Raw genomic sequence first — 23,969 nt, 5'->3', positions numbered from 1 at the left:
TTAAATGCCGATGGGCCGGCTCGAAAGCCGGCCCATCGACGTCGTCAATTACTCAACGTGCGGAAGGTTTACCACTTGCCCTTGCGGTTGAAATCGCGGTGGCCGCTGTCACCGGCGCTGCGGGGCTTGCGGGAGCCATCGCCGTGGCCGGCGAAGCGGGAGTCACCACGGTCGCTGAAGGAACGCTCGGAACGGTCGCTGTAGGAACGGCCGCCGCGGTCGGCGGAGGACCGCTCGCCGTCGTTCTTCCGGAATTCCTTCTTGAAGCCGCCGTTGCCCTTGAAGTTGCCGCCGCGGTTGCCCTGGTAGGCGCCACGGTCACCGGAGGGCTTGCGGCCGTTGTCCAGCTCGAGGTGGATCAGCTCACCGCCGATCCGGGTGCGGGACAGTGCACGCAGCTGCTCGGCGCTCAGGTCCGCGGGCAGCTCCACCAGGGAGTGGTCCGAGCGGATGTCGATGCCGCCGATCTGGGCGGAGGAGATGCCGCCCTCGTTGGCGATGGCGCCCACGATCGAGCCGGGCATGACCCGCTGGCGCCGGCCCACCGCGATGCGGTAGGTGGCGTTGCCCTCCGTCAGTGCACGGGTCGGCCCGCGGGAGCCGAAGCCGTCCTTGGAGCGTTCGCGCTTCTGGAACTCGGGAGCAGCAGGCAGTTCCTTGACCAGCAGCGGCTGCCCGCCCTGTGCCATGACGGCCAGTGCCGCAGCGATTTCTGCTGCCGGCACCTTGTGCTCTTCCTCGTAGGAAGCGATCAGGTCGCGGAACATCGAGACGTCCTCGGATTCAAGGGTCTCGGTGATGCGCTCGGCGAACTTGCCCAAGCGCAGCGTGTTCACGGTCTCGGCGGTGGGCAGGTGCATCTGCTCCACCGGCTGGCGGGTGGCCTTTTCGATGGCGCGCAGCAGGTACTTCTCGCGCGGCGTCATGAACAGGATCGCGTCGCCGTTGCGGCCGGCGCGGCCGGTGCGGCCGATCCGGTGCACGTAGGACTCGGTGTCGTGCGGGATGTCGTAGTTGACCACGTGGCTGATGCGCTCCACGTCCAGGCCGCGGGCGGCGACGTCGGTGGCCACCAGGATGTCGATGCGGCCTTCCTTCAGCGCGTCAACGGTGCGCTCGCGCTGCTGCTGCGGGATGTCGCCGTTGATGGCGGCAGCCTGGAAACCGCGGGACTTCAGCTTGTCAGCCAGGTCCTCGGTGGCCATCTTGGTGCGCACGAAGGCGATGACGCCGTCGAATTCCTCAACCTCAAGGATGCGGGTCAGCGCGTCCAGCTTGTGCGGGCCCATGACCTGCAGGTAGCGCTGGCGGATGTTGGTGCCCGTGGAGGTCTTGGTCTTGACCGAGATCTCGGCGGGGTCGTTCAGGTACTGCTTGGACATCCGGCGGATCTGGCTGGGCATGGTGGCCGAGAACAGGGCAACCTGGCGGTCCTCGGGGGTCTGCTGGAAGATCTGCTCCACGTCTTCGGCGAAGCCCATGCGCAGCATCTCGTCGGCCTCGTCGAGCACCAGGTACTGCAGTTCGGACAGGTCAAGGGATCCCTTGGCGATGTGGTCGATCACGCGGCCGGGGGTGCCAACAACCACCTGGGCGCCGCGGCGCAGGCCGGCCAGCTGGGGACCGTAGGCGGAGCCGCCGTAGACGGGCAGCACGGTGAAGTCATCGATGTGCTTGGCGTAGGAGGTGAAGGCCTCGGCAACCTGCAGGGCCAGCTCGCGGGTGGGGGCCAGGACCAGGGCCTGGGTCTTGCGGGACGGGCCGTTGAGGTCGTGGAGTTCGGCCAGGCGGGACAGCGCCGGCACTGCGAATGCTGCAGTCTTGCCGGTACCGGTCTGGGCCAGGCCAACGACGTCGCGGCCTTCGAGCAGCAGCGGGATGGTGGCTGCCTGGATGGGTGAGGGCTTTTCGTAGCCGACATCCTGCAGGGCGGCCAGGACGCGGCCGTCGATGCCGAGGTCGGCGAACTTCACGGTGTTTTCGTCATCCTGCTGGGCCTGCGCGGCTGCGGGAGCTTCAGGGGCTTCACCGGCCGGAGCGGCTGCGGGAGCCTCAGCGGCCGCCACGGGAGCTTCTTCGATGACAGCGGTGGTTTCGTTCAGGTTTTCGGGCATAGGGAGATGTTCCTCATCCATAGGGGGCCAGGCGGCACTACCCGAGGTGAGCGGAGCCGCAGTACACGTGCCGATGGTGCCGGGCAAACGTTGACCGGCCGGTCACAGAAGTCCGGCGCTTTCGCAATCCCATGGCAGGACTTCGCGCTGCATCTCTTGGCTGCTATCCCAGCAGTCTGTACAGCGTTTTCTTTAGCCGGCTCTCCCTATGAAAATGCCCGCATCGCTTGCGCGGGCCCCAACACTTGCCAGTCCTGCCTCAAAAATTGGGCAGGAATAAGGGATTTCCGGAGTGGGGGATGTTTCAAGTGTAAGGCACGCAGGTGCCACGGTGCCAATCGGACGGACGACGGCGGCGGTGAGCTTGCGCACATGCCGCGCCCGGGCGGGGCTGCTACTGCCCCAGCCGGCGCAGCAGCACCCCGAACTTGGTGTGGTATTCGTCCTGCAGCCGGATCTCGCCGTCGGCTTCGGCACCCCGCAGGGCCGCGACCACGTCTGCATCCGGCTCGCTGAACCATCTGCCGATGGTGATGCCGTGGCGCGGGACGAACGTCCGCTCGATGGGATCCCCCGCCTGGATGCTGCCGGTGCGGATCACCCGCAGGTACGCCCCCACCCGGCCTTCCTCGGTGAAGCGCTTCACCCATTGGGGTTCCTTCATTCGCCGCTGGAAGGTGGCGCAGGGAACCCTGGGCGAGGTGACCTCCAGCTCGACGTCGGTCCCCACTTTCCAGCGTTCCCCAATCACGGCGTGGGTGGCTTCGATGCCGGACACCCGCAGGTTCTCCCCGAAAATTCCCGGCGGCAGCTCACGGCCCAGGGCGCCTGCCCAGAAATCGGCGTCGTCCTGGGAATAGGCGTAGACAGCCTGGTCTTCCCCGCCGTGGTGCACCCGGTTGGCCTGGACGTCGCCGCGGAGGCCCAGCTTATGGACCTTGACGGGACCCCTGGCCGGGCGTTTGTCGATGGCCGTGACGCCCACGCTGCCCTGGTCACCGAGGAGCTGGTGGACGCGGCAGACGGCAAGCACAGAACCTGATTCCATGGCATCAGTCTAGGGTTTTCCCGCTGCACCGCCGCCCGGCGCCGGCCATGGGCACCTCTCCCCTGCTGCCGGGGCGGGTTCCTGCTCGCGGGCCGCACCGCCAGGGACTACGCTGATTCGAGACTTGCATGTGGGGGTGCAGTGCTGCGCCCAAACCGTTTAACAACTGAGGGGGACGCCGTGGACTCGAACGGGAAAGACCCGGAAAAGGATCCGGCAAACGGGCCCGAAAACACCGACAGCAGCGGCGGCAGCCCTGCCAAGCCACCGCCCTGGCAGGTCCCCAAGCCGGAGCTGCGGCCGGAACTCCTGAACGGGCCTGTTACCCCCGTGGATCCGTTCGCGCGCGAGCGGGAGAAGCAACTCAACGAGGCGGCAGCGCGGAAGAAACGGTCCCAGCGGCGCACAGTGGTAGTTGGCCTGGGTGTTACCGCCCTCCTGGCCGGCACCATCACGGCAGTGGTTGCCAGCAACGAGGACGATCCCGAGTACGCGCAGGTGTGCTTCAACGACGAAACCGGCGAGCGCGTGGCAGACACCAACTGCGACAGTTCGGCCGGCCGCAGCGGCGGTGTCTACGCCTGGTACTTCTACTCCCGCGGGGCAAGCGTTCCGCCGATCGGGCAGAACCGGTCCACCGCACCGAACTACACCCGGACCATCCCCAGCGGCGCCAAGGCGTCCACCGGCTACAGCAGCAGCGGCGGCACGGTCAGCCGTGGCGGCTTCGGCACCAGCGCCAAGAGCGGGTCAAGCGGTGGCGGCGGCAAGGTCTCAGGGGGTTAACAGGTGAAGCGCATGTCCTCCCAGCCCCGCCCCGGCTGGAAGCAGAAGATCGAAGAACAGGGCCTGGTGTTCTCCACCACCACCATGGACGACGGCCGGAAGATCGAGTACTGGAACGAATCGGCCTACTACGAGTTCACCATGGACGAGGTGGAAACCCTTGAGGAGACCGCCGAAGACATGCACCGGATGTGCCTGGAGGCAGCCAGGTTCCTGGCCACCGGCGCGATGGGCAGCATCGGAATCGGTCCCCAGGCCCTTGAGCTGGCAGCGGCCTCCCTGCAGGCCGGCGACGTGGACGTGTACGGCCGGTTCGACTTCATCTACGACGGGCAGGGCGGCCCGGCCAAGATGCTCGAGTACAACGCCGACACCCCCACCGGGCTCATCGAGGCCGCCGTCGCGCAGTGGTTCTGGCTGCAGGACGTCCACCCGGGGAAGGACCAGTGGAACGGCATCCATGAGGCCCTGATCCGGCAGTGGAAGAAGTTCCAGTACCGCACGGGCATGAGCACCCTGCACGTAGCCCATTCGGAAGTGGAGGAATCCGGCGAGGACTGGATGACGGCCGCCTACATGCGGGACGTGGCCAGCCAGGCCGGCTGGACCACCATCGGCATCAACATGTCCGATATTGGCTGGGACCCCAACCTGAACCGCTTCGTGGACCTGGACAACTTTCTGATCAGCACCATCTTCAAGCTCTATCCCTGGGAGCTGATGATGAAGGAGCCCTTCGGCCACCGGCTGCTGGAGCGCGCCCACAACCCGCGCTGGGTGGAACCGGCCTGGAAGATGCTGCTTTCCAACAAGGCGCTGCTGGCCGCGCTCTGGCATCTGTACCCGGACCACCCGAACCTGCTCCCCGCGTACCTGTCCGATCCGGGTCCGCTCAAGGAATGGGTGGCCAAGCCCCTGCATGGACGCGAAGGCGACAACATCCGGATCCACGCCGACGGCATCCGCCTGGAGCAGCCCGGCGGCTACGGCCGCGAGGGCTGGTGCTACCAGCAGTACCACGCCCTGCCGGACTTTGACGGCAACCATCCTGTCCTGGGCCTCTGGGTGGTGGACGGCGAATCCGTGGGCTGCGGCATCCGCGAGTCGGACGGGCCCGTCACCGACTACTTCTGCCGCTTTGTCCCCAACACCATTGACGCGCCGGCGCCGCTTTCGGCGGCGGCCAATTCCACCAAGGCAGGTACCGCACTATGAACCCGGGAGCAGCATGAGCACGGACATGACGACGGCGGACGGCCCCGGAGGCGCGCCCGGCACCCCGGTGCCCGCAAAGGGGCTGCGGGCCGGGATCCTGGACCTGGGCGACTCCGTGATGCTGGGGCTGGCCTCCACCGCACCGGTGTACTCGCTGGCCGCCACGCTGGGCCTCATTGTTGCCGTCAACGGCGACTACACCCCCCTGGTCCTGGTGCTCGGGTTCATTCCGGTCCTGTTCATTGCCTACGCGTTCCGCGAGCTCAACAGCGCCATGCCGGACTGCGGCACCACCTTCACCTGGTCGCGCCGCGCGTTCGGTCCCTGGGCCGGCTGGCTCGGCGGCTGGGGCGTGGCACTGGCCGGGATCGTGGTCCTCGCCAACCTGGCCCAGGTGGCGGGGAAATATCTCTGGCTCCTGGTGGGTGACGGATCGCTGGCCGGCAACACGCTGCTGGTCACCGGGACCGGGGTCCTGTTCATCGTGCTGATGACGCTGGTGAACTACCGGGGCATCCGGCTGGGTGAGCATGTCCAGCGGGTCCTGACGTATGTGCAGTACATCGCGCTGGGCATCTTTGCCCTGGCCATCGTCTTCCGCATCGTTGGCGGTCCGCCCGAGGGCCAGGCCTTCGACGTGGAGTGGTTCAACCCGGTGGGCGCCTTCGCCGACCCCGGAGCCGTGGTGCACGGGGCTTTGCTGGCCCTGTTCATCTACTGGGGCTGGGACACGTGCCTGGCGGTCAACGAGGAGACGGAAAACCCGGCAACCACCCCGGGCCGCGGCGCCGTCATATCGGCGTTCGTGCTGGTGGCGATCTACGTTTCCGTGGCGCTCCTGGTGATGATGTACGCCACCGTGGGCTCAGAGGGGATCGGCCTGGGCAACGAGGCCAACCAGGACGATGTCTTCCTGGCCATGAAGGACGTGGTGCTCGGCCCCTGGGGCTGGCTGATCGTCGTCGCGGTGCTGGCGTCTGTCCTGTCCTCGACGCAGACCACCATCCTGCCCACGGCCCGCGGGACGCTCTCCATGGGCGTCCACGGCGCGCTGCCGGCCAGGTTCGCCGAGGTGCACCCGCGCAACCAGACGCCCGGCTTTTCCACCCAGGTGATGGGCGGTGCCGCCGCGGCCTACTACGTGGCCATGAGTTTCCTGAGCGAGAACCTGCTGGCGGACTCCATCAGCGCCATCAGCCTCTTCATCGCCTTCTACTACGCCCTGACCGGCTATGCCTGCTTCTGGTACTTCCGGGGAACACTGCGTGCGTCCGCGCGGAACCTGTGGTTCCGCGGCATCCTCCCCCTGTTTGGTGCGGTGCTCCTGACGGCTGCGTTCTTCATCTCGGCCGTGCAGATGTGGGACCCGGCCTACGGCGACACACAGATCTTCGGCATCGGCGGCGCCTTCGTGAGCGGCGTGGTGCTGCTGGCGCTCGGTGCGGTGCTCGCCGTCGTGTGCCGGTTCCTGCCCTCCACCCGCGGATACTTTGAGGTAAAGCCATGACCGCCGGCCCGTCCGACGTCCTGGACCTCGATTCCCTGCTGTCCGCAGAGGAACTGGACCTCCGGCAAAAGGTCCGCGACTTCACCCGGCAGCGGATTAAACCGGACATCGCCCGCTGGTACGACGACGCCGTCTTCCCCCTGGAGCTGGCGCAGGAACTGGGCGAACTCGGCGTCCTGGGCATGCACCTGGACGGCTACGGCTGCCCGGGCCGCTCCGCCGTCGACTACGGCCTGGCCGCAATGGAACTGGAGGCCGGCGACTCAGGCATCCGCACCTTTGTTTCCGTCCAGGGTTCGCTGGCCATGACCGCCATCCACACCTGGGGCTCCGAGGAGCAGAAGCAGGAGTGGCTGCCCCGGATGGCCGCCGGGGAGGTGATCGGGTGCTTCGCCCTGACCGAGCCGACCGCCGGTTCGGACCCTGCCTCCATGGCCACCTCCGCGGTCCGGGACGGCAGCGGGGACGGCGCCGGCTGGGTGCTCAACGGCACCAAGCGCTGGATCGGACTGGCCTCGGTGGCCGGCGTCATGGTGGTGTGGGCCATGACGGACGACGGCGTGCACGGCTTCCTGGTGCCCGCCGGCACGCCGGGCGTGACGGCCACGCCCATCCGGCAGAAGCTGTCCATGCGCGCCTCCATCCAGTGCGACGTGGTATTCGACGACGTCCGGCTGGGTCCCGAGGCCCTGCTCCCGGCTGCGCGCGGGCTCCGCGGCCCGTTCACCTGCCTTAACGAGGCCCGGTACGGGATCGCGTGGGGTGCCATGGGCGCCGCCCGGGATTCCTACGAGGCAGCACTGGATTACTCACTGGAGCGGCTGCAGTTCGGCAAGCCGCTGGCGCGCTACCAGCTCACGCAGCAGAAACTGGTGGACATGCTGCTCGAGATCCAGAAGGGCACCCTGCTGGCCCTGCACCTGGGCCGGCTCAAGGATGCGGGAACACTCCGGCCGGAGCAGATTTCGCTGGCGAAGCTCAACAACGTCCGCGAGGCGATAGCGGTGGCGCGGGAGGCCCGGACCATCCTGGGCGGCAACGGGATCACCGGGGACTATTCCCCCCTGCGGCACGCCGCGAACCTTGAATCCGTGCGGACGTACGAGGGCACCGACGAGGTGCATACCCTGGTCCTGGGCCGGCACATCACAGGCCTCGACGCTTTCCACTGACCCCAGGACCTAGGCCGAGAACCCGCCGTCCGCCTTGATCAGCTGCCCCGAAACCCAGCGGCCGGCCGGGGAGAGCAGGAACGCCACGGTCGCGGCTACGTCAGCCGGGGTACCCAGCCTGCCGGTGGGCTGCTGCGCCGTCAGGGCTGAGCGGACCTCGTCGTCCATCCAGCCGGTATCCACCGGACCAGGGTTCAGGACGTTCGCGGAAATCCCCTGCGGGCCCAGCTCACGCGCGGCGGCAATCACGATCCGGTCCAGCGCGCCTTTCGAAGCGCCGTACGGAAGGTTGAACGCCGTGTGGTCGCTGGTCAGCGCAACGACCGCGCCGCCGTCGTCCGTTGCCTGCCGCGCGAACGCGGCAATCAGCTGCCAGCTGGCGCGGGTGTTCACGGCGAAGTGCCGCTCAAAGGATTCCAGGCTGGTGTCCAGGACGCCCGAGTCGACGGACTCCGCGTGGCTGAGCACCAGGCCCTGCAGCGGCCCGGCCAGCTGCACGGCGTCGGCGACGAGCCTGTCCGGCACCGCGGGGTCCTGCAGGTCAGCGGGCAGCGTATGGACCGTGGCGCCGATGGCTTCGAGCTCGGCGGTCAGGCGGAGGACGTCGTCGGGTTGGCTCCCCCACGGCATGCGGGCGTCGTAGCCGGCCCAGTAGGAAATGACCAGGTCCCAGCCGTCCGCCGCCAGCTGCCGGGCGATGCCGGCGCCGATGTTCTCCAGCCGTCCGGCGCCGGTGACCAGGGCAACGGGGCGGGCAGGGACGGCTGCAACGGGTTCCATCCGACCAGCCTAGCGGCCGCCGGCGTCAGGCCGGCGCGGGCTCCGCTTCCTGCGGAGTGCGGTTCCTGCGGATGGTGGCGCTGATGACCGCGGCGATGGTGCACATGGCCGCGGCGCCAAACCAGGCGTAGGTGTAGTGGCCGGTGGCATCGCGCAGGGCGCCGGCGGCGATGGCGGCCGCGGCGGCGCCCAGCTGGTGGGCGGCGAAGACCCAGCCGAAGACCACGCTGCCGTCCGCTCCGAACGTCTCCCGGCAGATCGCCGCCGTCGGCGGGACGGTGGCCACCCAGTCGAGGCCGTAGATCACCACGAACACGATCATGCTGGGCTGGACCTCGGCGTTCAGCAGCAGCGGAAGCACCAGGAGACCGATGCCGCGGAACTGGTAATAGACCGCGAGCAGGACGCGGGGGTTAAAGCGGTCGGTGAGCCAGCCGGAGGCGATGGTCCCCACGATGTCAAAGATTCCGACGACGGCGAGCAAGCCTGCGGCGGTGGTTTCCGGCATGCCGTGGTCGTGGGCGGAGGGGATGAAGTGGGTGCCGATCAGGCCGTTGGTGGTGGCGCCGCAAATGGCGAAGCCGGCGGCGAGCGCCCAGAACGTGCGGACCCTGCTGGCCCGGCGGAGCACCTGCAGGGCACGGACGGCGGCGTTGGGGCGGTCCCCCGGTGCTGCGGCGGGCTGTTCCACCGCCCCACCCTCCGCGGGAGCGGCTCCATAAGGCAGCACCCCTGCGTCGGCGGCCGAGTTTTTGAGGAACTTCAACACCAGCGGCACCACGGCCAGGGCGCCGGCGGCAATCAGCAGCGATGCCTGCCGCCAGCCGGGGTCCTGCGCCAGGATGGCAATGAAGGGAAGGAAGACCAGCTGGCCCGCGGCGCTGCCGGCCGTAAGGATGCCGATCACCAGCCCGCGGCTCCTGCTGAACCAGGTGTTGGCGATGGTGGCGGCGAAGACCAGCGCCATGGAACCGGTGCCCAACCCGATCAGCAGCCCCCACGTGAGCAGGATCTGCCAGGACTGGTTGACCAGCACGGTCAGCGCGCTGCCCATGCCGATCAGGACCAGTGCCGTGGCGGTAACGGCGCGGATCCCGAAGCGTTCCATCAGCGCGGCGGCAAACGGAGCCGTCAGGCCGAACAGGACCAGGTTGATGCTGACCGCTGCCGAGAGGACTGTAGTTGACCAGCCGAACTCCTGCTGCAGGGGCACCATGAGGACGCCGGGGGCGGCCCGGAAGCCGGCTGCCCCGACCAGGGCGAGGAACGCCACGGCGGCCACGATCCAGGCGGGGTGCAGGCGGCGGCGCGGTCCGCGCGGCTGGAAGGCTTGAGCCGCCGGAATGTCGGCTGCTTCGTCCGGCAGGGTGCTCACTGTACTGCTTCCTTCCCGGCTGCGGTGGACAGCCGGATGGGCTGTTCGGACCGGGACCGGCTGTGCCAGCTGGTGTTGGCCGCCGTGAGCCGCTCGCCGCATTCGGTGCAGGTGTCGGCCGAAGTGGTGGGTTTTCCGCAGCCGGCGTGGATCACGTAAAGGTGGGCCTGGTCCGAGGGCGCAGGCAGGTGCTTTTCCGCCCAAATGGTGACAGCGTTCAGGACCGGGAGCGCATCTTCACCTTTTGGGGTGAGGACGTACTCCTGGCGGGTGCGGCCGCCGTCGTCGTAGGCCCTCTTCGCGAGCAGCCCTGACTCCACCAGGCCGGCCAGGCGTTTGGTGAGCACGGAGTCCGCCACTTCCAGCCGGGCCTTCATGGCGTCGAAACGGCCGTTGCCGAAGAAGACCTCGCGGAGGACCAGGATGGACCAGGGGTCACCCAGGATGTCCAGGCCGCGGGCCATGCTGCAGCTGCGTTGGGACCAGTCGGAACGAAGGGGCATGCCTGAACCCTAGCTGACTTCCCTAAAGAAAGCCAGCCCCCGCGAGATAACGGCAGTCCGGGGCGCGGACACTGCGGTGAAGTGCCATCTCGCGGGGAGGGGTTACGGGATCGCGGAGAACGCCTGGTCCAGGTCTGCGACCAGGTCCTCCACGTCCTCGATGCCGCAGGACAGCCGGAGCAGGTTGACCGGGACAGCGAGTTCGGTGCCCTTGACCGAGGCGTGCGTCATTTCGGACGGGTAGTTCATCAGCGACTCGATGCCGCCCAGCGATTCGGCGAGGGTGAACACCGACGTGGCCTCGGCCACCTTCCGGGCAGCCGCCTCGCCGCCCTTGAACTGGACCGAGACCATGCCCCCGAAGCTGCGCATCTGCCGCTTGGCCAGCTCGTGGCCGGGGTGCGTGGGCAGGCCCGGGTACAGGACCGCCTCGACTTCGGGCCGCTCCAGCAGCCATTCGGCCACGGCCTGGCCGTTGGCGCTGTGCCGGTCCATCCGCACGCCCAGGGTCTTCAGGCCGCGGGTAGTGAGGAAGGCATCCATCGGCCCGGACACGGCGCCGACGGCGAACTGGACGAACCCGATCTTCTCGGCCAGTTCGGCGTCCTTCACCACCACGGCGCCGCCAACAACGTCGGAGTGGCCGCCGATGTATTTGGTGGTGGAGTGGACTACGACGTCGGCGCCCAGGGCAAGCGGGTTCTGCAGGTAGGGGGACGCGAAGGTGTTGTCGACCACCAGGAGGGCCCCGGCGTCGTGCGCTATCCCGGCGAGCGCGGCGACGTCGGTGATCTTCATCAGCGGGTTGGATGGCGTCTCCACCCACACGAAGCGGGTCTTGTTGGCGGCGACGGCGCTGCGGACGGTGTCCAGGTTGGCCATGTCCACCGGGGTGTTGCCGATGCCCCAGTCCCCCAGCACGCGGCTGATCAGCCGGTACGTGCCGCCGTAGGCGTCGTTGCCGAGCACGATGTGGTCTCCGGGGCGGGTCAGTGCCCGGATGAGGGCATCTTCCGCGGCGAGCCCGGAGCTGAAGCTGTAGGCATGGGTGCCGAGCTCCAGGGCGGCGAGCTGTTCCTGCAGGGCATCGCGCGTCGGGTTGCCGCCGCGGCCGTACTCGTAGCCGCTGCGCAGCCCGCCGATCCCGTCCTGGGCGTAGGTGGAGCTGAAGTGCAACGGCGGCACCACCGCTCCGGTGCGGGGTTCGAAAGCCTGTCCGGCGTGGACGGCGCGGGTGTTGAAGCCTTGGTTTTCGGAGGCGGACATGGTGCTCCTTTGCGGGGAAACGTGCAGGGGTTCAGTGGCTGAGGTAGGCCAGCAGGTCGTGCCGGGTCAGGATGCCCACGGGCGCGCCCACGAAGGTGACCATAAGGGTATCCGAGTCAGAGAGCAGTTCCCTGGCGGCGGAGATGGTTTCCAGCGATCCGATCACGGGCAGCTTGGGGCCCATGTGCTCGGAGATCTTGTCCGTCAGCTTTGCTTCGCCGCGGAACAGTTTGGCGGTCAGGGTGCGCTCGTCCACGGCACCCAGGACTTCGCCCATGACCACGGGCGGTTCTTGGGAGAGGACCGGGATATGGCTGACGCCGAACTCGGTCATGATGTTGATGACGTCGCGCACGGACTCGTTGGGGTGGATGTGCACCAGGTCCGGGAGCTCGCCATTCTTGGACTTGATGACCTCGCCCACGGAGGTTTCCTCCCCGCCGGAGAGGAAACCGTAGGACCGCATCCATTGGTCGTTGAAGATCTTGGCCAGGTAGCCGCGGCCGGAGTCGGGCAGGATGACGACGACGACGGCGCTTTCCGGCAGGTCGCGGGCCGCCTGCAGCGCGGCGACCACGGCCATGCCCGAGGAACCGCCCACCAGCAGGCCCTCTTCGCGGGCCAGCCGCCGGGTCATGGTGAAGGAATCGGCGTCGCTGACGGCGATGACCTCGTCCGGGATGGACTTGTCGTAGTTGGCCGGCCACATGTCCTCGCCCACGCCTTCAACGAAGTAGGGCCTTCCGGTGCCGCCTGAGTAGACCGAACCCGCGGGGTCCGCGCCGATGATCCGGACCACGCCGCCGTCGGATTCCGGCCGGTGCGCCGAAACCTCCTTCAGGTAGCGGCCGGTGCCGGTGATGGTGCCACCCGTGCCGGCGCCGATGACGCAGTGGGTCACCCTGCCGTCGGTGTCCCGCCAGATTTCGGGACCGGTGGTCTTGTAGTGGCTGCCCGGCGCGGCCGGGTTGGAAAACTGGTCCGGCTTGTACGCGCCCGGGGTCTCGCGCGTGATCCGGTCCGAGACCCCGTAGTAGCTTTGCGGGCTGTCCGGCGGAACCGAGGTGGGCGTCACCACCACTTCGGCGCCGTAGGCCTGCAGGACGGCGCGCTTGTCCTCGCCCACTTTGTCCGGGACCACGAAGACGCACTTGTAGCCCTTCTGCTGGGCCACGAGGGCCAGGCCTACGCCCGTGTTGCCCGAGGTCGGTTCCACGATGGTGCCGCCGGGCTTCAGCTTGCCCTCGCGTTCGGCGTCGTCGATCATCTGCGCCGCGATGCGGTCCTTGATGGAACCGCCGGGGTTCAGGTACTCCAGTTTGACCAGGACGGTGGCCCTGATGCCCTCGGTGACGTGGTTGAGCTTGATGAGCGGGGTGTTGCCGATGAGGTCCAGGACGGACTGGGCGTACTTCATAGATACAAAGCTACCGCTTCCTGCGGGCCGTTCCCTGCCGGGGGTGCGAGGATAGGCCGGTGAAGCAGTTCGCATGGCTGAAAGCCGCCCGCAGCTATCTGCTGCCCGGCGCTGCCCTGGCCGCAGGGGCAGCCACTTTGGCCGCCGGGGCCCTCCCCCTCCCCGCCTTCGGGGAGCTTGCGTCCCGGACCATCCCCATCCTGGCCTTCGTGCTGGCGATGTCCCTGGTGACCGAACTGGTGGACGAGGCGGGGCTGTTCAAGGTGCTGACGGACCGGCTGGCCGCCTTCGGCCGAGGCCGGGTGTTCTCCCTGTGGCTGCTGGTGGTGGCCGTGGCGGCGGTCTCCACCGTGTTCCTTTCCCTGGATACCACGGCCGTGCTGGTTACTCCCGTGGTGGTGCTCCTGGCTGTCCATGCCCGGATTCCGCCGCTGCCGTTCGCCCTGACCAGTATTTGGCTGGCGAACACCGCATCCCTGCTGCTTCCGGTGTCCAACCTGACCAACCTTCTGGCCCAGGACCGGCTGGGCCTGAACCCGTTGCAGTTCGCGGGCCTGGTGTGGGGTCCGGCGCTGGTGGGCCTGCTGGTTCCGGTCGTGCTGCTCTGGCTGGCTTTCCGGCGGGACCTGCGGGGAACGTACGGGCCGCAGCCTGCGCACCGGGTGGGAGACCGGCTCCTGCTGCGGGCCGCGGCGGCCACCTTGCTGGTACTGCTGCCCGCCCTGGTGTCCGGGGTTCCAGTGCAGTATCCGGCCCTGGCGGCCGCGGCCGTCCTGCTCGCCGTCTTTGCGTGGCGGCGGCCGGCGGTCCTGCGCTGGTCGATGGTGCCGTGGCGCCCGCTGATGCTGACCGTAGGCCTGTTCATGCTGATGGAGGCCCTGCACGCGCATGGGTTGACCGACCTGCTGGCGGGGGTGGCCGGGGCCGGGGACAGCCTGCCTGCCCTGCTGCAGCTGGCCGGGGTGGGAGCGGGGGCGGCAAACGCCGCAAACAACCTGCCGGCCTACCTGGCGCTGGAACCGGTGGCCGGCTCCCCTGCCCGGCTTGCCGCCCTGCTGATCGGAGTCAACCTGGGCCCGCTGGTAAGCCCCTGGGCATCCCTGGCCACGCTGCTCTGGCACGAACGGCTGCGGGTGCTGAATGTTCCGATCCGCTGGGGCGGGTTCGCCCTGGCGGGGCTTGTGGCCGTTGCGCTGACGGTTCCGCTGGCCGTCCTGGCGCTCTGGCTGGCGTCCGGGACGCCCTGAGCGTACCGGTCAGCTGCCCGCGGCCGCGCCCCCTTCGCCGGCGGGAAGGTTCTCCCAAAGACCCAGCACGTTTCCTTCCGGATCCCTGAAATAGGCGGTGTAGCCCATCCCGGGAATCTCATTCCTGGGCACCACCACCTACCCGCCCAGCTCCTCCACGGCCTTGAGGGTGGCGTTGATGTCCGGCACGTCAATGGTGATGACCGGGCTGGTGATCTGCCCTTCCCTGGCCATCATTCCGCCGTTGATGGCCCCTGGAGTTGTTGATTGCCCGGCGTCGTCCATTCCCGTGGTGATGACCATGGTGTAGTCCATGCCGGGCACCGGTTCGATCCGCCAGCCCAGTGCCTCCCGGTAGAACTTCCTGGCCCGGTCCTGGTCGTCGGCGGGGATCTCGAAATGCACTACTCCACCCATGGTGGCCCTCCTTTTTTCGCACCGCTTTCTTTGCACCGCTTTCTTTGCAACGCGGCGATCGTAAACCCGGGTTCCAAGGAGGAGAAGGGACTATGGTCCCGCCGCTGTCGGCGGTCCGTGGGACGATGGGAAACATGACGATCGCAGAGGCACCTCCCCGGCTGGCGGCCGCGGCGGACATGTCCGCGCGGTGGTATCCGGGGGCGCCCTACAGCCTTTCCCGTACCCTCGGACCGCTCCTGCGCGGCAACAGCGATCCCTCGTTCTTCGTGCAGGGCGACGTCATCTGGAACGCGTTGACGACGGCGGCAGGCCCGGCAACACTGCGGCTCGCCCCCGCGGGCGGTGAAGCGGGCGGCCCGCTCGTGGACATCCAGGCCTGGGGCCCCGGCGCCGCGGCAGCCGTGGCAGCAGCGCCGCGCCTCCTCGGGGCCGACGACGACTGGCAGGGTTTCGATGAACCGTCCTTCCACGCCACGCTCCCCCGGATGGTCCGCGAGGCGCGGCGGCGCAGCATGGCCATCCGGCTGCCTGCAAGCGGACGCATGGTGGATCAGCTGGTGCCGATCATCCTGGAACAAAAGGTGACGGTGATCGAGGCGCGGCGTGCCTACCGGTACCTGGTGCATCGATACGGGACTCCGGCTCCCCCCGCCGGGACGTCCACGCCGGGCGGCCTGGTCGTGGCGCCAACGGCCGAACAGTGGCTGCAGGTTCCCAGCTGGGAGTGGCACAAGGCCGGGGTGGGGCCGCAGCGGTCGGCCACCGTGATGCGGGCGCTGCGCTCCGCCGCGGCACTCGAACGCCTCGCCACGCTGCCGGCCGCGCTCGCCGCGGAAAAGATGCAGGTCATCCCGGGCATCGGGGTGTGGACTGCCGCCGAGGTGGTGCAGCGCACGCACGGCTGCCCGGACTCCATCTCCGTGGGCGACTACCACCTCGCTGCCTATGTGGGGGCAGCCCTGACCGGACGCAGGACCGACGACGCCGGCATGCTCCGGCTGCTGGAACCGTGGCGGGGGCACCGGCAACGCGTGGTGAGGATGATCCAGGCCACCGGTTTCCGCAAGCCCACCTTCGGCCCCCGGATGACCATCCAGGACCACCGGGGGCACTGACCGGCGCATCCTTCTTGCGCCTCTTCCGCACATCACTGCTTGATCCGCCCTGCGATGGGTACGGCCACAGGTGACAGCCTCCCGCGGGGGCGGAACGCGGCACCACGACGGAAAGGACTCCAATGGCTTCCCCTTCAGGCAGCTCGGACCCGGCAGCAGATGAAAAGGTGCGGCTCCAGCTAGCCATCTTCGACGTCACCCGGGAGGCTGACGGCAGGAGCCTGGCCGAGATCCGGGAGATGCTGCTCGCCGCCTTTGCGCGTTACGAAGTGGAGCCGCCGCCGGCAACCTGGGTGGAGTCGGTGGCGTCGTCAGCCTTCTACGGCGAGCCGTATATCGTGGATCTTTCCGCGGCAGTGGCGGCGGACGCCTTGGCGCCCGCCCCCGACGGAGACGTGCGCGAACGGCTGGCAGCCCGGCGCGAACTCCAGCAGGAGAAGCTGCCGGCGGATATCTTCCCGGCGCCGTCGGAGTGGAACGTCCCGGTCACCGAAGCCGCGGACGGCAGCACCCGCACGGTCTCGCTGACCAAGTGGGACAGCGGCGTGGTCCTGGCCGTGGCCGCGCTGGCGGCAGCGGTGGTGGCCGTCATTGCAGTCCGGGCAGGCACCTACCGGCGCAGGGCGGCAGCCTAGCCCCGGAGAGTCAGAGCCCCAGCCGGGCCACGGCCTCCTCCCGCATCTGCACCTTGCGGATCTTCCCCGAAACAGTCATGGGGAAACTCTCGCGGACCTCCACATAGCGCGGGATCTTGTAATGCGCCAGCTTCCCGCGGCAGAACTCCGCGAGCGCCGCAGCGTCCAGCGGGTGGGCCCCCGGCTTGAGGATGATGCAGGCCATGAGCTCCTCGCCGTACTTGGGGTCAGGGACGCCGATCACCTGCACGTCCTGGATGGCAGGGTGCGTGTAGAGGAACTCCTCGATTTCCCGGGGGTAGATGTTTTCACCGCCGCGGATCACCATGTCCTTGATCCGGCCCTCCACCACCACGTAGCCGTCCTCATCCATCCGGGCGAGGTCGCCGGTGTGCATCCACCCGTCGGCGTCGATTGCCTCTGCGGTCTTGTCAGGCTGGTTCCAGTACCCGGCCATGACCGCGTAGCCTCGGGTGCAGAGTTCGCCGATCTGGCCGCGTTCCAGTTCCCCGCCGGTGGCGGGGTCCACGATCCGGCTTTCCAGCTGCGGCATGGTGCGGCCCACCGTCTCGGTGCGCTGCTGCAGGGTGTCGCCCTTGCGGGTCATGGTGGACACCGGGGAAGTCTCGGTCATGCCGTAGCAGATGGCCACGTCCACCATGTGCATTTCCGAGATCACCCGGTTCATCACCTCGATGGGGCACAGTGAACCGGCCATGACGCCGGTGCGGAGGGTGGAGAGGTCGTAGGAGGCGAAGTCGGGCAGGGCGAGTTCGGCGATGAACATGGTCGGGACTCCGTACAGCGAGGTGCCGGCAAAGTCCTGGACTGCCTCCAGGGCTGCCGCCGGCGAGAAGCCGCGGCCGGGGATGATGGTGGCGGCGCCATGGCTGAGCGCGTTGAGGTTGCCAATCACCATGCCAAAGCAGTGGTAGAACGGCACCGGAATGACCACGCGGTCCCGCTCGGTGTACCCCAGCAGCTCACCAATGGCATAGCCGTTGTTCAGGATGTTGTGGTGGGTCAGGGTGGCGCCCTTGGGGAACCCGGTGGTGCCGGAGGTGTACTGCAGGTTGATGGGGTCGTGCGGGCTGAGCTCGGCCATGCGGGCTTTCAGGGCAGCATGGCCGACGTCGTCCGCGCGCCTGAGCAGTTCGGTGTACGTGAGTTCGGCGTCGCCTTGGGGGCTGCCGGCGTCCAGCGCGTCCAGCCCGTGGTCCGGGAGGAAGACCAGTTCGTGCAGGTCCGGGCAGGTCAGGAGTGCCTGGCGGGCCATGGCCACATAGTCGCTGTTCTGGTCCGACGGTGCGGTGAACAGCATGCGCATGCCGTTCTGCTTGACCACGAACTCGAGTTCGTGGCTCCGGTAGGCCGGGTTGACGTTGACCAGGATGGCGCCGGCCTTGGCGGTGGCGTACTGCAGCAACGTCCACTCGGCGCAGTTGGGGCTCCAGATGCCCACCCGCTCCCCCTTGGCCACCCCCACGGCCAGGAGCGCCCGTGCCAGCCGGTCGACGTCGTCGTTCATCTTGGTGTAGCTCCAGCGGCGCGCATCCGCGCCCGGCACCGGGGCGGCCTCGATCAGGGCGTCATGCAGCGGGAACTGCGCGGCCACGCGTTCAAAGTTCGCGCCAATGGTTTCCTCCAGGAGCGGGACGTCAGTGTCCCCGGCTGTGTAAGCACGCATGCTGGCACGCTACCAACCCGATGGCGGCAGGAGAAGGAGGACAGGGCCGGAAGCCGGCGCAACACGGCCGGAACGCCCCATGGCGCCCGGTATTGTGAAATCCATGAGTGCACCCATTGACCTTGTAGCAACGTTCATCCCCAACGAGGGCGAGTTCTTCCGCGTGAAGCTGGCCTTGGAAATCGCGATCGATGAGGTGGTGAAGGAGCCCGGCTGCATCCGTTACGAGCTCACCGAAGCAACCGAGGAGAAGCTGGTGCTGACCGAACAGTGGGCGTCCGAGGGGGATCTGGACAAGCACTCGAAGGGCACCGCCGTGCAGGACCTGAACGAGTCGCTCAGCGCGCTGCTGGCCGAACCGGTCACGGTGGAGCGCGTCTGAGGCAGACGCAAAAAGTGCAGGACCTCCGGTGGGAGGTCCTGCACTTTTGCTTTAAGGGGTCTTAGAAATCCGGGATCTGCGTGCCGTCCTGGGGAACACCCTGCGAACCGGCCGGCTTTCCGGCGGAAGCCGCCGCTTCCTCCCGCTGGCGGGCCACATGGGCGTGGACCTCTTCCATGTCCAGCGCCTTCACGGCGTCCACCACCTGTTCCAGCTGCTGGGCGTTCAGCGCGCCGGGCTGCGAGAACACCAGGACCTTCTCGCGGAAGGCCATCAGCGTGGGGATGGAGGTGATGCCTGCCTCTGCCGCGAGCTGCTGCTCCGCTTCGGTGTCCACCTTGGTGAAGAGGACATCCGGGTGCTTCTCGGAAACTGCCGCATAGGTGGGGCCGAACTGCTTGCAGGGGCCGCACCATTCTGCCCAGAAATCGACCAGGACAATGTCTTTGCCTTCGATCGTCGCTGCGAACTGTTCACCTGTGATGTCAAGGGTTGCCATGTGTCCACGGTACGCGTCCCGCCGGTGCGTGTCGCGGTTGTTCGCTCCCCGCGTCATTGGGAATACGGGTAAGGACGACGGCGGCGGGACGGTTCAGGAGACGGCGCCCCAAAGGTGCGGGGCGGGTGTGCGGCTGCCGGGGAGGGCGCTGGAGGCGCGCCAGTCGTGGATCCAATCCGGGAGCACCAGGTCGGCCGGAGGGGCACCGAATTCGGCCATGATGTCCTCCTGGCTGACCGGACCGGCCTTGGTGACCAGCCGGGTGGCGATGTAGGCACGCGCATAGATCTCGCCGTCGGCCACCATGCGTTGTTCGAAGTAGATCGCCTTGGTGTCCAGCCCGATGATCCGGGTTTCGATGGCGTACTCCTGCCAGAGCTGCAGGGACTTGCGGAAGGAAATGGTTTCCGCGGACACCACCGGGCTCCAGCCGCGGCGGCGCATCCGCTTCCAGACGCCGCTGCGGACCATCAGGTCGAACCGGCCCAGGTCCATCAGGGACAGGTACATGCCGTTGTTCACATGCAGGGCGATGTCGATGTCCGTGGGCAGGACGCGCAGCGCCAGGGAAGCCGGGTCCCACACGGACAGCGGCTGGCGGCGGCGGGAGCGGAAGAGCATCAGGAGGGTTCTCAGGAGCAGGTGCATGCGTCAATGTTACCCGCCAGTAACATTTTGCGGCAGGTGCTGCGCGGCCCCTCCCCCGTAGGATTTCCTGCATGACGCAGCAACGCTACCGGGCCTTGGCGGAGTGGCCCCTCATGGCTACGGCGCTGATTTTCCTTGGTGCGTATGCCTGGCAGGTGATCGGCCGGGTGGAGGGCAGCGGGGCAGACTGGCTTGAAGGGCTGATGTGGGCCACCTGGTGCGTCTTCGTCCTGGACTACGCCGCGAACCTGTGGCTGGCGGAGAACCGCAGGCAGTGGTTCGTCCGGAACCTGCATGAGCTGCTGATCGTGGCGCTGCCGTTCTTCCGGCCCCTGCGCCTGCTGCGCCTGGTGACGCTGCTGTCGGTTCTGCACCGGACGGTCGGCGAAACGCTCCGCGGCCGGGTGGTGACGTACGTGGCATCCTCCGCAGCGCTGCTGGTCTTCGTCGGCGCCCTGGCGGTGCTGGATGTGGAGCAGTGGGCGCCGGACGCCAGGATCACCACCTTCGGCGATGCCCTTTGGTGGGCCACGGCCACCATCACCACGGTGGGCTACGGGGACATGTACCCCGTCACGGCCATCGGGCGGCTCGTGGCCACTGCGCTTATGATGAGCGGCATCGCGGTCCTGGGTGTGGTGACCGCGTCCATCGCCTCCTGGCTGGTCCAGCGGGTGGAGGATACGGCTGAGACGGTGGCCGAGGCCGTAGAGGAGCCGTTGCGCATCGAGGTGACCGAACTGGTGGCTGAGATTGCTTCGCTCCGGCGCGAGATCGCGGAACTGCGGGAACGCCGGACACTGTAGCCCGCCGCAGCCCCTGCGTCCGCCCCCCCAACGCGTGCTGCGGTTGCAAGGGCGCGCGGGAGGCAAGTATCCGGGCTTCACGGCCTGAGTAGCGGCGCCGCCCCCGGCGGGTAGCGCAGCCTAAAACTCGGGTAATTCCTACTGGTGCCCGCGCTGCGGCGTCATTCCTAGACTCGGGATTCCTAGGACCAAACATGCACTGGCAGGTCCCCCGGGTGGCTTCCGGGAATGCCCGCCTTCACGCGGAGCTCCGCATTTTCTGGGTATGCGGGTGCCTCCAACCTGTGCCGCCTGCGGCTTCGGCAGATGCCGGGGCCGGCGGCGCATTACATCTCGATCCGTCCGGCGACCTGGCATGCCCCAAAGGCACTGCCTGGCCGGACCGTACCCGGATGGGCCTACCCATGAAACAGAAAGAATTCACCTCACCCGACGGCACGAGCAGAAGCTTCGCCACCGACGAACCAAGGACGGACCTTAACACCGTCCGCCCGGCCATCAGCAACAAGTTGTGGGCCGGCATGGCAACAGCGGCCGTGGTGGCCGCAGTGGGAGTGGGCGCCATGGCAGCGCCTCCCGCCACCTTCAGCGGCGGGGCCACGACGGCGGCCCAGGTGGCAGAGGCCGCTGCAGCGCCGGCAACAAGTACACCCGCCGAGCCCGCACCATCCGGCAGCGGCAGCGAGGGTGACCAGGCTGCCGCACCGGCTGCCGCAGCTCCGGCGGCCGAAGCAGCACCGGCAGCGCCGGACCCGGTTCCCGCCCCCGCCCCGGAACCCGCCCCCGCTCCGGCCCCCGAACCGGCCGGTGACCCCAATCTGTACACCGTGGCGCCGGGCGACACCGTCGGCGCGATCGCCGCCAGCCATGGCGTAGACATGAACGCGATGCTGGCGGCCAACGGACTGAGCGCCTACAGCATCATCTACCCGGGCCAGGCACTCCTGCTGACCGGTCCCCCGGTGGCGGTGGCGGCAACTGCCCCGGCTCCGGCGGCTGCCGCACCCGCACCCGCAGCGGCGCCGGCTCCTGCCGCCGCCCCGGCACCCGCGCCGGCACCCGCAGCGCCCGCCATCCGGACCATCTACGTTGCCGGCTCCGGCGGCCAGGCCATGGTGGACGCCTGCATCGGGCCGATCCACTTCACGCCAAACGACGGCTACTCGCTGTTCATCACCGAGCACGACTTCTGCGGCGGGTGGGCACGGTTCTCCGGCATCGGCGCGGGTGAGACGGTGAGCATCCCCGGCTATGGCACGTACACCGTGACCGGCCGCGGAACAGTCCCCAATCCAGGCACCACCAACGATGTGATTGCGGTCTTCGGCGGCTTCCCCCGGGCCATCCTGCAGACCTGCATCCCGGGCACCAGCCAGATGCTCCTGATCGCACTGAACTGATCCGCCCAGCCAGCACTCCACAAGCTTGTCCGCGGGTCCGGCCCCCATGGGGTGGATCCGCGGACAAGGCCACGATGCGCCGCCGGTGCTACACGCCGTGCCGCTCCGAGATGTGTTCAACCAGTTCGCCCACGCGCTGCTCGGAGTAGTTGCGCGCGATGTCGCCCTGGCTGATGATGCCCACCAGCCTGTGGTCCGAGATCACGGGAAGGCGGCGGACCTGGTGCTTCTCCATCATGTCGATGGCAGCGTCAACATTGGCGTCGGCGTCGATGCAGTACGGCTTGCCCGAGGCGAGGTCGCGGGCCATCATCTGCCCGGGGTCGCGGCCGGCGGCGACGCACTTGAGCACGATGTCGCGGTCGGTGATCATGCCCTTGAGCCTGCCGTCGTCCCCGCAGATCGGCAGGGCGCCGCAGTCGAGGTCCATCATCATCCGGGCCGCGTCCACGAGGGACTCGCTTTCACCGATGCATCGCGCATCCGTGGTCATGAATTCACGTACAGCACTCATTGGCTCCTCCTTCATCGATGGATTATCGACGCAGGGCATCGGGCGCGTGCGCCGATTCTGCCAGACTACGCCCGCACCATCTTGGTGTCGACGGCGATTTGCGGCTCCGCGAAGGCCGGCCGCCACGAGTGCCGGACAACAAAAAACCTCCGGAACCTGATGGTTCCGGAGGTCTTTCCTTGGGTGGCAGATGAGGGATTCGAACCCCCGTAGGCGTTGCCAGCTGATTTACAGTCAGCCCCCTTTGGCCGCTCGGGTAATCTGCCGAACTTCAAAGAAGTACCCGCCGATGCAGTGTTCGGAGCGTCCGTTTCCGGGCCGTTCCGCTTCAGTAACCGCGGGCAAGACAACTTTACAGAACTTCCGCCGAAGAATCGAATCGAGCTCCGGGATGCCCCCGAAAGCCAGCACCGGCGCGGAAAACCCCCGGGTCACGAGCCGCCGAGGATGCGCCCGGCAAGCTTGGCCTCGAAGCTTAGGGCCTGCTCCTCGGTGATCTGGTTCAGCTGCACGGCCCGCTGCAGGTCCGCCCGCACCCCGTCCATCCGGGACGAGGCATCCGCCGCCGGGCTGAAGATAATGGAGGCCGCCACCGCAGCTGCGGCCACGGATGTCGCCGCCGTTGCCACCGCCCCCGCTGCTGCTGTCGTGGTGCGGGTGACGTAACGGGCGGCTTTGCGGTGCATGGTGTTCCCTTCGAACTGCGGTACAACTGCTCCAACTCTGGCCGGCGCTCCTTCGTTCCTTCAGGGTGTCCGCTGAGAGGGAACTGTGAATCCCGCACCCCCACCCGCCCGTGCATCCGTACTAGGCTGGATGGCAGTGATTTAGGCCCTGTTCCCGCGCAGGGCTCCCATCAACAAAGGAGAGTCATGGCAGGCGAGTCAACGTTCGACGTCGTAAGCAAGGTGGACAAGCAGGAAGTCGCCAACGCCCTCAACCAGTCGCAAAAGGAAATTGCCCAGCGCTACGACTTCAAGGGCGTTGGCGCGGAGATCGACTTCAGCGGCGAGAAGATCCTCATGAAGGCCAACTCGGAGGAACGGGTCAAGGCCGTCCTGGACGTCTTCCAGTCCAAGCTGATCAAGCGCGGCATCTCGCTGAAGTCCCTGGACAGCGGCGAGCCCTACGCCTCCGGCAAGGAGTACCGCCTGGAAGCTTCCATCAAGGAAGGCATCGCCCAGGACCTCGCGAAGAAGATCAACAAGCTCATCCGCGACGAAGGGCCCAAGTCGGTCAAGTCCCAGATCCAGGGCGACGAACTGCGGGTCTCCTCCAAGTCCCGCGACGACCTGCAGGCCACCATGGCCCTGTTGAAGGACTTCGACGAAGCCGACCTGCAGTTCGTGAACTTCCGCAGCTGATCTCCGCGCCGCGGTTTTCGACGCGCCTGCAGTTTTCCGATGCAGCTGAAGGCCGGCGCACCCCATATA

Annotated in this window: 23 protein-coding genes, 1 tRNA gene and 1 pseudogene; 11 read left to right on the top strand and 14 right to left on the bottom strand. The window is 67.8% G+C overall.

Annotated features, from left to right (window positions below; all coding sequences use genetic code 11):
- Nucleotides 1-68 precede the first annotated feature (68 nt).
- The gene (locus RM50_RS14595) at nucleotides 69-2,114 is read right to left on the bottom strand and encodes a DEAD/DEAH box helicase (RefSeq protein ID WP_043454073.1); all 2,046 of its coding nucleotides are present in this window, start codon (nucleotides 2,112-2,114) and stop codon (nucleotides 69-71) included.
- Between the two features lie 394 nt (nucleotides 2,115-2,508).
- Nucleotides 2,509-3,162: an MOSC domain-containing protein gene (locus tag RM50_RS14590; RefSeq protein ID WP_043454070.1), complete on the bottom strand. Its 654-nt coding sequence runs from the start codon at nucleotides 3,160-3,162 to the stop codon at nucleotides 2,509-2,511.
- A 180-nt stretch (nucleotides 3,163-3,342) separates the two neighbouring features.
- Between RM50_RS14590 and RM50_RS14585 the strand changes: the two genes are divergently transcribed.
- The 4 genes from RM50_RS14585 to RM50_RS14570 are packed head-to-tail and all read left to right on the top strand — an operon-like array spanning nucleotide 3,343 to nucleotide 7,842.
- A complete protein-coding gene (locus tag RM50_RS14585; protein WP_043454068.1) occupies nucleotides 3,343-3,948 on the top strand; it encodes a hypothetical protein in 606 nt (201 codons plus the stop codon).
- A gap of 12 nt (nucleotides 3,949-3,960) precedes the next feature.
- The gene (locus tag RM50_RS14580) at nucleotides 3,961-5,163 is read left to right on the top strand and encodes a glutathionylspermidine synthase family protein (protein WP_430929416.1); all 1,203 of its coding nucleotides are present in this window, start codon (nucleotides 3,961-3,963) and stop codon (nucleotides 5,161-5,163) included.
- 13 nt (nucleotides 5,164-5,176) lie between these two features.
- Nucleotides 5,177-6,670, top strand: coding sequence for an APC family permease (locus RM50_RS14575; protein WP_043454065.1), 1,494 nt, complete (start codon nucleotides 5,177-5,179; stop codon nucleotides 6,668-6,670).
- Complete coding sequence (locus RM50_RS14570) at nucleotides 6,667-7,842, top strand: acyl-CoA dehydrogenase family protein (RefSeq protein ID WP_043454062.1); 1,176 nt, start codon at nucleotides 6,667-6,669, stop codon at nucleotides 7,840-7,842. Before RM50_RS14575 ends, RM50_RS14570 begins: the two co-directional genes overlap by 4 nt.
- Nucleotides 7,843-7,851: 9 nt before the next feature.
- On the opposite strand, the gene RM50_RS14565 is transcribed toward RM50_RS14570, so the two are convergent.
- The 5 genes from RM50_RS14565 to RM50_RS14545 form a co-directional block, all read right to left on the bottom strand.
- Nucleotides 7,852-8,622: an SDR family oxidoreductase gene (locus RM50_RS14565; protein ID WP_043454059.1), complete on the bottom strand. Its 771-nt coding sequence runs from the start codon at nucleotides 8,620-8,622 to the stop codon at nucleotides 7,852-7,854.
- Nucleotides 8,623-8,647: 25 nt separating this feature from the next.
- A complete protein-coding gene (locus tag RM50_RS14560; RefSeq protein ID WP_052260257.1) occupies nucleotides 8,648-9,997 on the bottom strand; it encodes an MFS transporter in 1,350 nt (449 codons plus the stop codon).
- Entirely contained in the window at nucleotides 9,994-10,500 is a 507-nt protein-coding gene (locus RM50_RS14555; RefSeq protein WP_043454057.1) for a winged helix-turn-helix transcriptional regulator, read from the bottom strand. Before RM50_RS14555 ends, RM50_RS14560 begins: the two co-directional genes overlap by 4 nt.
- A gap of 102 nt (nucleotides 10,501-10,602) precedes the next feature.
- Nucleotides 10,603-11,766: a cystathionine gamma-synthase gene (locus RM50_RS14550; RefSeq protein ID WP_043454055.1), complete on the bottom strand. Its 1,164-nt coding sequence runs from the start codon at nucleotides 11,764-11,766 to the stop codon at nucleotides 10,603-10,605.
- Nucleotides 11,767-11,797: 31 nt separating this feature from the next.
- On the bottom strand, nucleotides 11,798-13,183 hold the full coding sequence (locus RM50_RS14545; RefSeq protein WP_043454053.1) for a cystathionine beta-synthase: 1,386 nt from the start codon (nucleotides 13,181-13,183) through the stop codon (nucleotides 11,798-11,800).
- 59 nt (nucleotides 13,184-13,242) lie between these two features.
- On the opposite strand from RM50_RS14545, the gene RM50_RS14540 reads away from it, so the two are divergent.
- A complete protein-coding gene (locus RM50_RS14540) occupies nucleotides 13,243-14,430 on the top strand; it encodes an SLC13 family permease (protein ID WP_052260255.1) in 1,188 nt (395 codons plus the stop codon).
- Between the two features lie 9 nt (nucleotides 14,431-14,439).
- Here the strand turns inward: RM50_RS14540 and RM50_RS14535 are convergent.
- Nucleotides 14,440-14,847 (bottom strand): annotated as a pseudogene (locus tag RM50_RS14535) (VOC family protein).
- Between the two features lie 134 nt (nucleotides 14,848-14,981).
- Here RM50_RS14535 and RM50_RS14530 point away from each other — a divergent pair.
- Together RM50_RS14530 and RM50_RS14525 are read left to right on the top strand one after the other, a co-directional pair.
- Complete coding sequence (locus RM50_RS14530) at nucleotides 14,982-15,965, top strand: DNA-3-methyladenine glycosylase family protein (RefSeq protein ID WP_043454119.1); 984 nt, start codon at nucleotides 14,982-14,984, stop codon at nucleotides 15,963-15,965.
- A gap of 122 nt (nucleotides 15,966-16,087) precedes the next feature.
- On the top strand, nucleotides 16,088-16,600 hold the full coding sequence (locus RM50_RS14525; protein WP_052260253.1) for a hypothetical protein: 513 nt from the start codon (nucleotides 16,088-16,090) through the stop codon (nucleotides 16,598-16,600).
- A gap of 10 nt (nucleotides 16,601-16,610) precedes the next feature.
- On the opposite strand, the gene RM50_RS14520 is transcribed toward RM50_RS14525, so the two are convergent.
- Complete coding sequence (locus RM50_RS14520) at nucleotides 16,611-18,287, bottom strand: AMP-binding protein (protein ID WP_043454051.1); 1,677 nt, start codon at nucleotides 18,285-18,287, stop codon at nucleotides 16,611-16,613.
- A 103-nt stretch (nucleotides 18,288-18,390) separates the two neighbouring features.
- Between RM50_RS14520 and RM50_RS14515 the strand changes: the two genes are divergently transcribed.
- Complete coding sequence (locus RM50_RS14515) at nucleotides 18,391-18,669, top strand: putative quinol monooxygenase (RefSeq protein WP_043454114.1); 279 nt, start codon at nucleotides 18,391-18,393, stop codon at nucleotides 18,667-18,669.
- A 61-nt stretch (nucleotides 18,670-18,730) separates the two neighbouring features.
- Here RM50_RS14515 and RM50_RS14510 read toward each other — a convergent pair whose 3' ends face one another.
- Both RM50_RS14510 and RM50_RS14505 read right to left on the bottom strand, forming a co-directional pair.
- Nucleotides 18,731-19,168: a thioredoxin family protein gene (locus RM50_RS14510; RefSeq protein ID WP_043454050.1), complete on the bottom strand. Its 438-nt coding sequence runs from the start codon at nucleotides 19,166-19,168 to the stop codon at nucleotides 18,731-18,733.
- A 93-nt stretch (nucleotides 19,169-19,261) separates the two neighbouring features.
- A complete protein-coding gene (locus tag RM50_RS14505; RefSeq protein ID WP_043454048.1) occupies nucleotides 19,262-19,816 on the bottom strand; it encodes an acyl-CoA thioesterase in 555 nt (184 codons plus the stop codon).
- Nucleotides 19,817-19,887: 71 nt separating this feature from the next.
- Between RM50_RS14505 and RM50_RS14500 the strand changes: the two genes are divergently transcribed.
- Nucleotides 19,888-20,622 carry a potassium channel family protein gene (locus RM50_RS14500; protein ID WP_043454046.1) on the top strand — a complete coding sequence of 245 codons (735 nt, stop codon included), beginning with the start codon at nucleotides 19,888-19,890 and terminating at the stop codon, nucleotides 20,620-20,622.
- A gap of 404 nt (nucleotides 20,623-21,026) precedes the next feature.
- Nucleotides 21,027-22,022 (top strand): LysM peptidoglycan-binding domain-containing protein, encoded by a 996-nt coding sequence (locus RM50_RS14495; RefSeq protein ID WP_043454044.1) that lies wholly within the window; start codon nucleotides 21,027-21,029, stop codon nucleotides 22,020-22,022.
- Between the two features lie 88 nt (nucleotides 22,023-22,110).
- On the opposite strand, the gene RM50_RS14490 is transcribed toward RM50_RS14495, so the two are convergent.
- From RM50_RS14490 to RM50_RS14480, 3 genes are all read right to left on the bottom strand, one after another.
- Complete coding sequence (locus tag RM50_RS14490; RefSeq protein ID WP_043454042.1) at nucleotides 22,111-22,536, bottom strand: CBS domain-containing protein; 426 nt, start codon at nucleotides 22,534-22,536, stop codon at nucleotides 22,111-22,113.
- A gap of 184 nt (nucleotides 22,537-22,720) precedes the next feature.
- Nucleotides 22,721-22,802: transfer RNA gene (locus RM50_RS14485), tRNA-Tyr, on the bottom strand.
- A 165-nt stretch (nucleotides 22,803-22,967) separates the two neighbouring features.
- Complete coding sequence (locus tag RM50_RS14480; RefSeq protein ID WP_043454040.1) at nucleotides 22,968-23,222, bottom strand: hypothetical protein; 255 nt, start codon at nucleotides 23,220-23,222, stop codon at nucleotides 22,968-22,970.
- Nucleotides 23,223-23,408: 186 nt separating this feature from the next.
- Here RM50_RS14480 and RM50_RS14475 point away from each other — a divergent pair, with 186 nt between their 5' ends.
- Nucleotides 23,409-23,900, top strand: coding sequence for a YajQ family cyclic di-GMP-binding protein (locus RM50_RS14475; protein ID WP_009357171.1), 492 nt, complete (start codon nucleotides 23,409-23,411; stop codon nucleotides 23,898-23,900).
- Nucleotides 23,901-23,969: the final 69 nt, after the last annotated feature.

This window comes from Pseudarthrobacter phenanthrenivorans, from assembly GCF_000813845.1.
Classification (GTDB): domain Bacteria; phylum Actinomycetota; class Actinomycetes; order Actinomycetales; family Micrococcaceae; genus Arthrobacter; species Arthrobacter phenanthrenivorans_B.
The sequence above is the reverse complement of the archived record's forward strand: the minus strand, read 5'-3'. Positions and strand labels throughout refer to the sequence as shown.

What these genes read in the sequence shown, in the direction of transcription:
- RM50_RS14595 (WP_043454073.1), bottom strand. Translation starts at nt 2,114, where the DNA reads ATGCCCGAAAACCTGAACGAAACCACCGCTGTCATCGAAGAAGCTCCC.
- RM50_RS14590 (WP_043454070.1), bottom strand. Translation starts at nt 3,162, where the DNA reads ATGGAATCAGGTTCTGTGCTTGCCGTCTGCCGCGTCCACCAGCTCCTC.
- RM50_RS14580 (WP_430929416.1), top strand. Translation starts at nt 3,961, where the DNA reads ATGTCCTCCCAGCCCCGCCCCGGCTGGAAGCAGAAGATCGAAGAACAG.
- RM50_RS14575 (WP_043454065.1), top strand. Translation starts at nt 5,177, where the DNA reads ATGAGCACGGACATGACGACGGCGGACGGCCCCGGAGGCGCGCCCGGC.
- RM50_RS14570 (WP_043454062.1), top strand. Translation starts at nt 6,667, where the DNA reads ATGACCGCCGGCCCGTCCGACGTCCTGGACCTCGATTCCCTGCTGTCC.
- RM50_RS14565 (WP_043454059.1), bottom strand. Translation starts at nt 8,622, where the DNA reads ATGGAACCCGTTGCAGCCGTCCCTGCCCGCCCCGTTGCCCTGGTCACC.
- RM50_RS14555 (WP_043454057.1), bottom strand. Translation starts at nt 10,500, where the DNA reads ATGCCCCTTCGTTCCGACTGGTCCCAACGCAGCTGCAGCATGGCCCGC.
- RM50_RS14550 (WP_043454055.1), bottom strand. Translation starts at nt 11,766, where the DNA reads ATGTCCGCCTCCGAAAACCAAGGCTTCAACACCCGCGCCGTCCACGCC.
- RM50_RS14545 (WP_043454053.1), bottom strand. Translation starts at nt 13,183, where the DNA reads ATGAAGTACGCCCAGTCCGTCCTGGACCTCATCGGCAACACCCCGCTC.
- RM50_RS14530 (WP_043454119.1), top strand. Translation starts at nt 14,982, where the DNA reads ATGACGATCGCAGAGGCACCTCCCCGGCTGGCGGCCGCGGCGGACATG.
- RM50_RS14525 (WP_052260253.1), top strand. Translation starts at nt 16,088, where the DNA reads ATGGCTTCCCCTTCAGGCAGCTCGGACCCGGCAGCAGATGAAAAGGTG.
- RM50_RS14520 (WP_043454051.1), bottom strand. Translation starts at nt 18,287, where the DNA reads ATGCGTGCTTACACAGCCGGGGACACTGACGTCCCGCTCCTGGAGGAA.
- RM50_RS14515 (WP_043454114.1), top strand. Translation starts at nt 18,391, where the DNA reads ATGAGTGCACCCATTGACCTTGTAGCAACGTTCATCCCCAACGAGGGC.
- RM50_RS14510 (WP_043454050.1), bottom strand. Translation starts at nt 19,168, where the DNA reads ATGGCAACCCTTGACATCACAGGTGAACAGTTCGCAGCGACGATCGAA.
- RM50_RS14505 (WP_043454048.1), bottom strand. Translation starts at nt 19,816, where the DNA reads ATGCACCTGCTCCTGAGAACCCTCCTGATGCTCTTCCGCTCCCGCCGC.
- RM50_RS14500 (WP_043454046.1), top strand. Translation starts at nt 19,888, where the DNA reads ATGACGCAGCAACGCTACCGGGCCTTGGCGGAGTGGCCCCTCATGGCT.
- RM50_RS14495 (WP_043454044.1), top strand. Translation starts at nt 21,027, where the DNA reads ATGAAACAGAAAGAATTCACCTCACCCGACGGCACGAGCAGAAGCTTC.
- RM50_RS14490 (WP_043454042.1), bottom strand. Translation starts at nt 22,536, where the DNA reads ATGAGTGCTGTACGTGAATTCATGACCACGGATGCGCGATGCATCGGT.
- RM50_RS14480 (WP_043454040.1), bottom strand. Translation starts at nt 23,222, where the DNA reads ATGCACCGCAAAGCCGCCCGTTACGTCACCCGCACCACGACAGCAGCA.
- RM50_RS14475 (WP_009357171.1), top strand. Translation starts at nt 23,409, where the DNA reads ATGGCAGGCGAGTCAACGTTCGACGTCGTAAGCAAGGTGGACAAGCAG.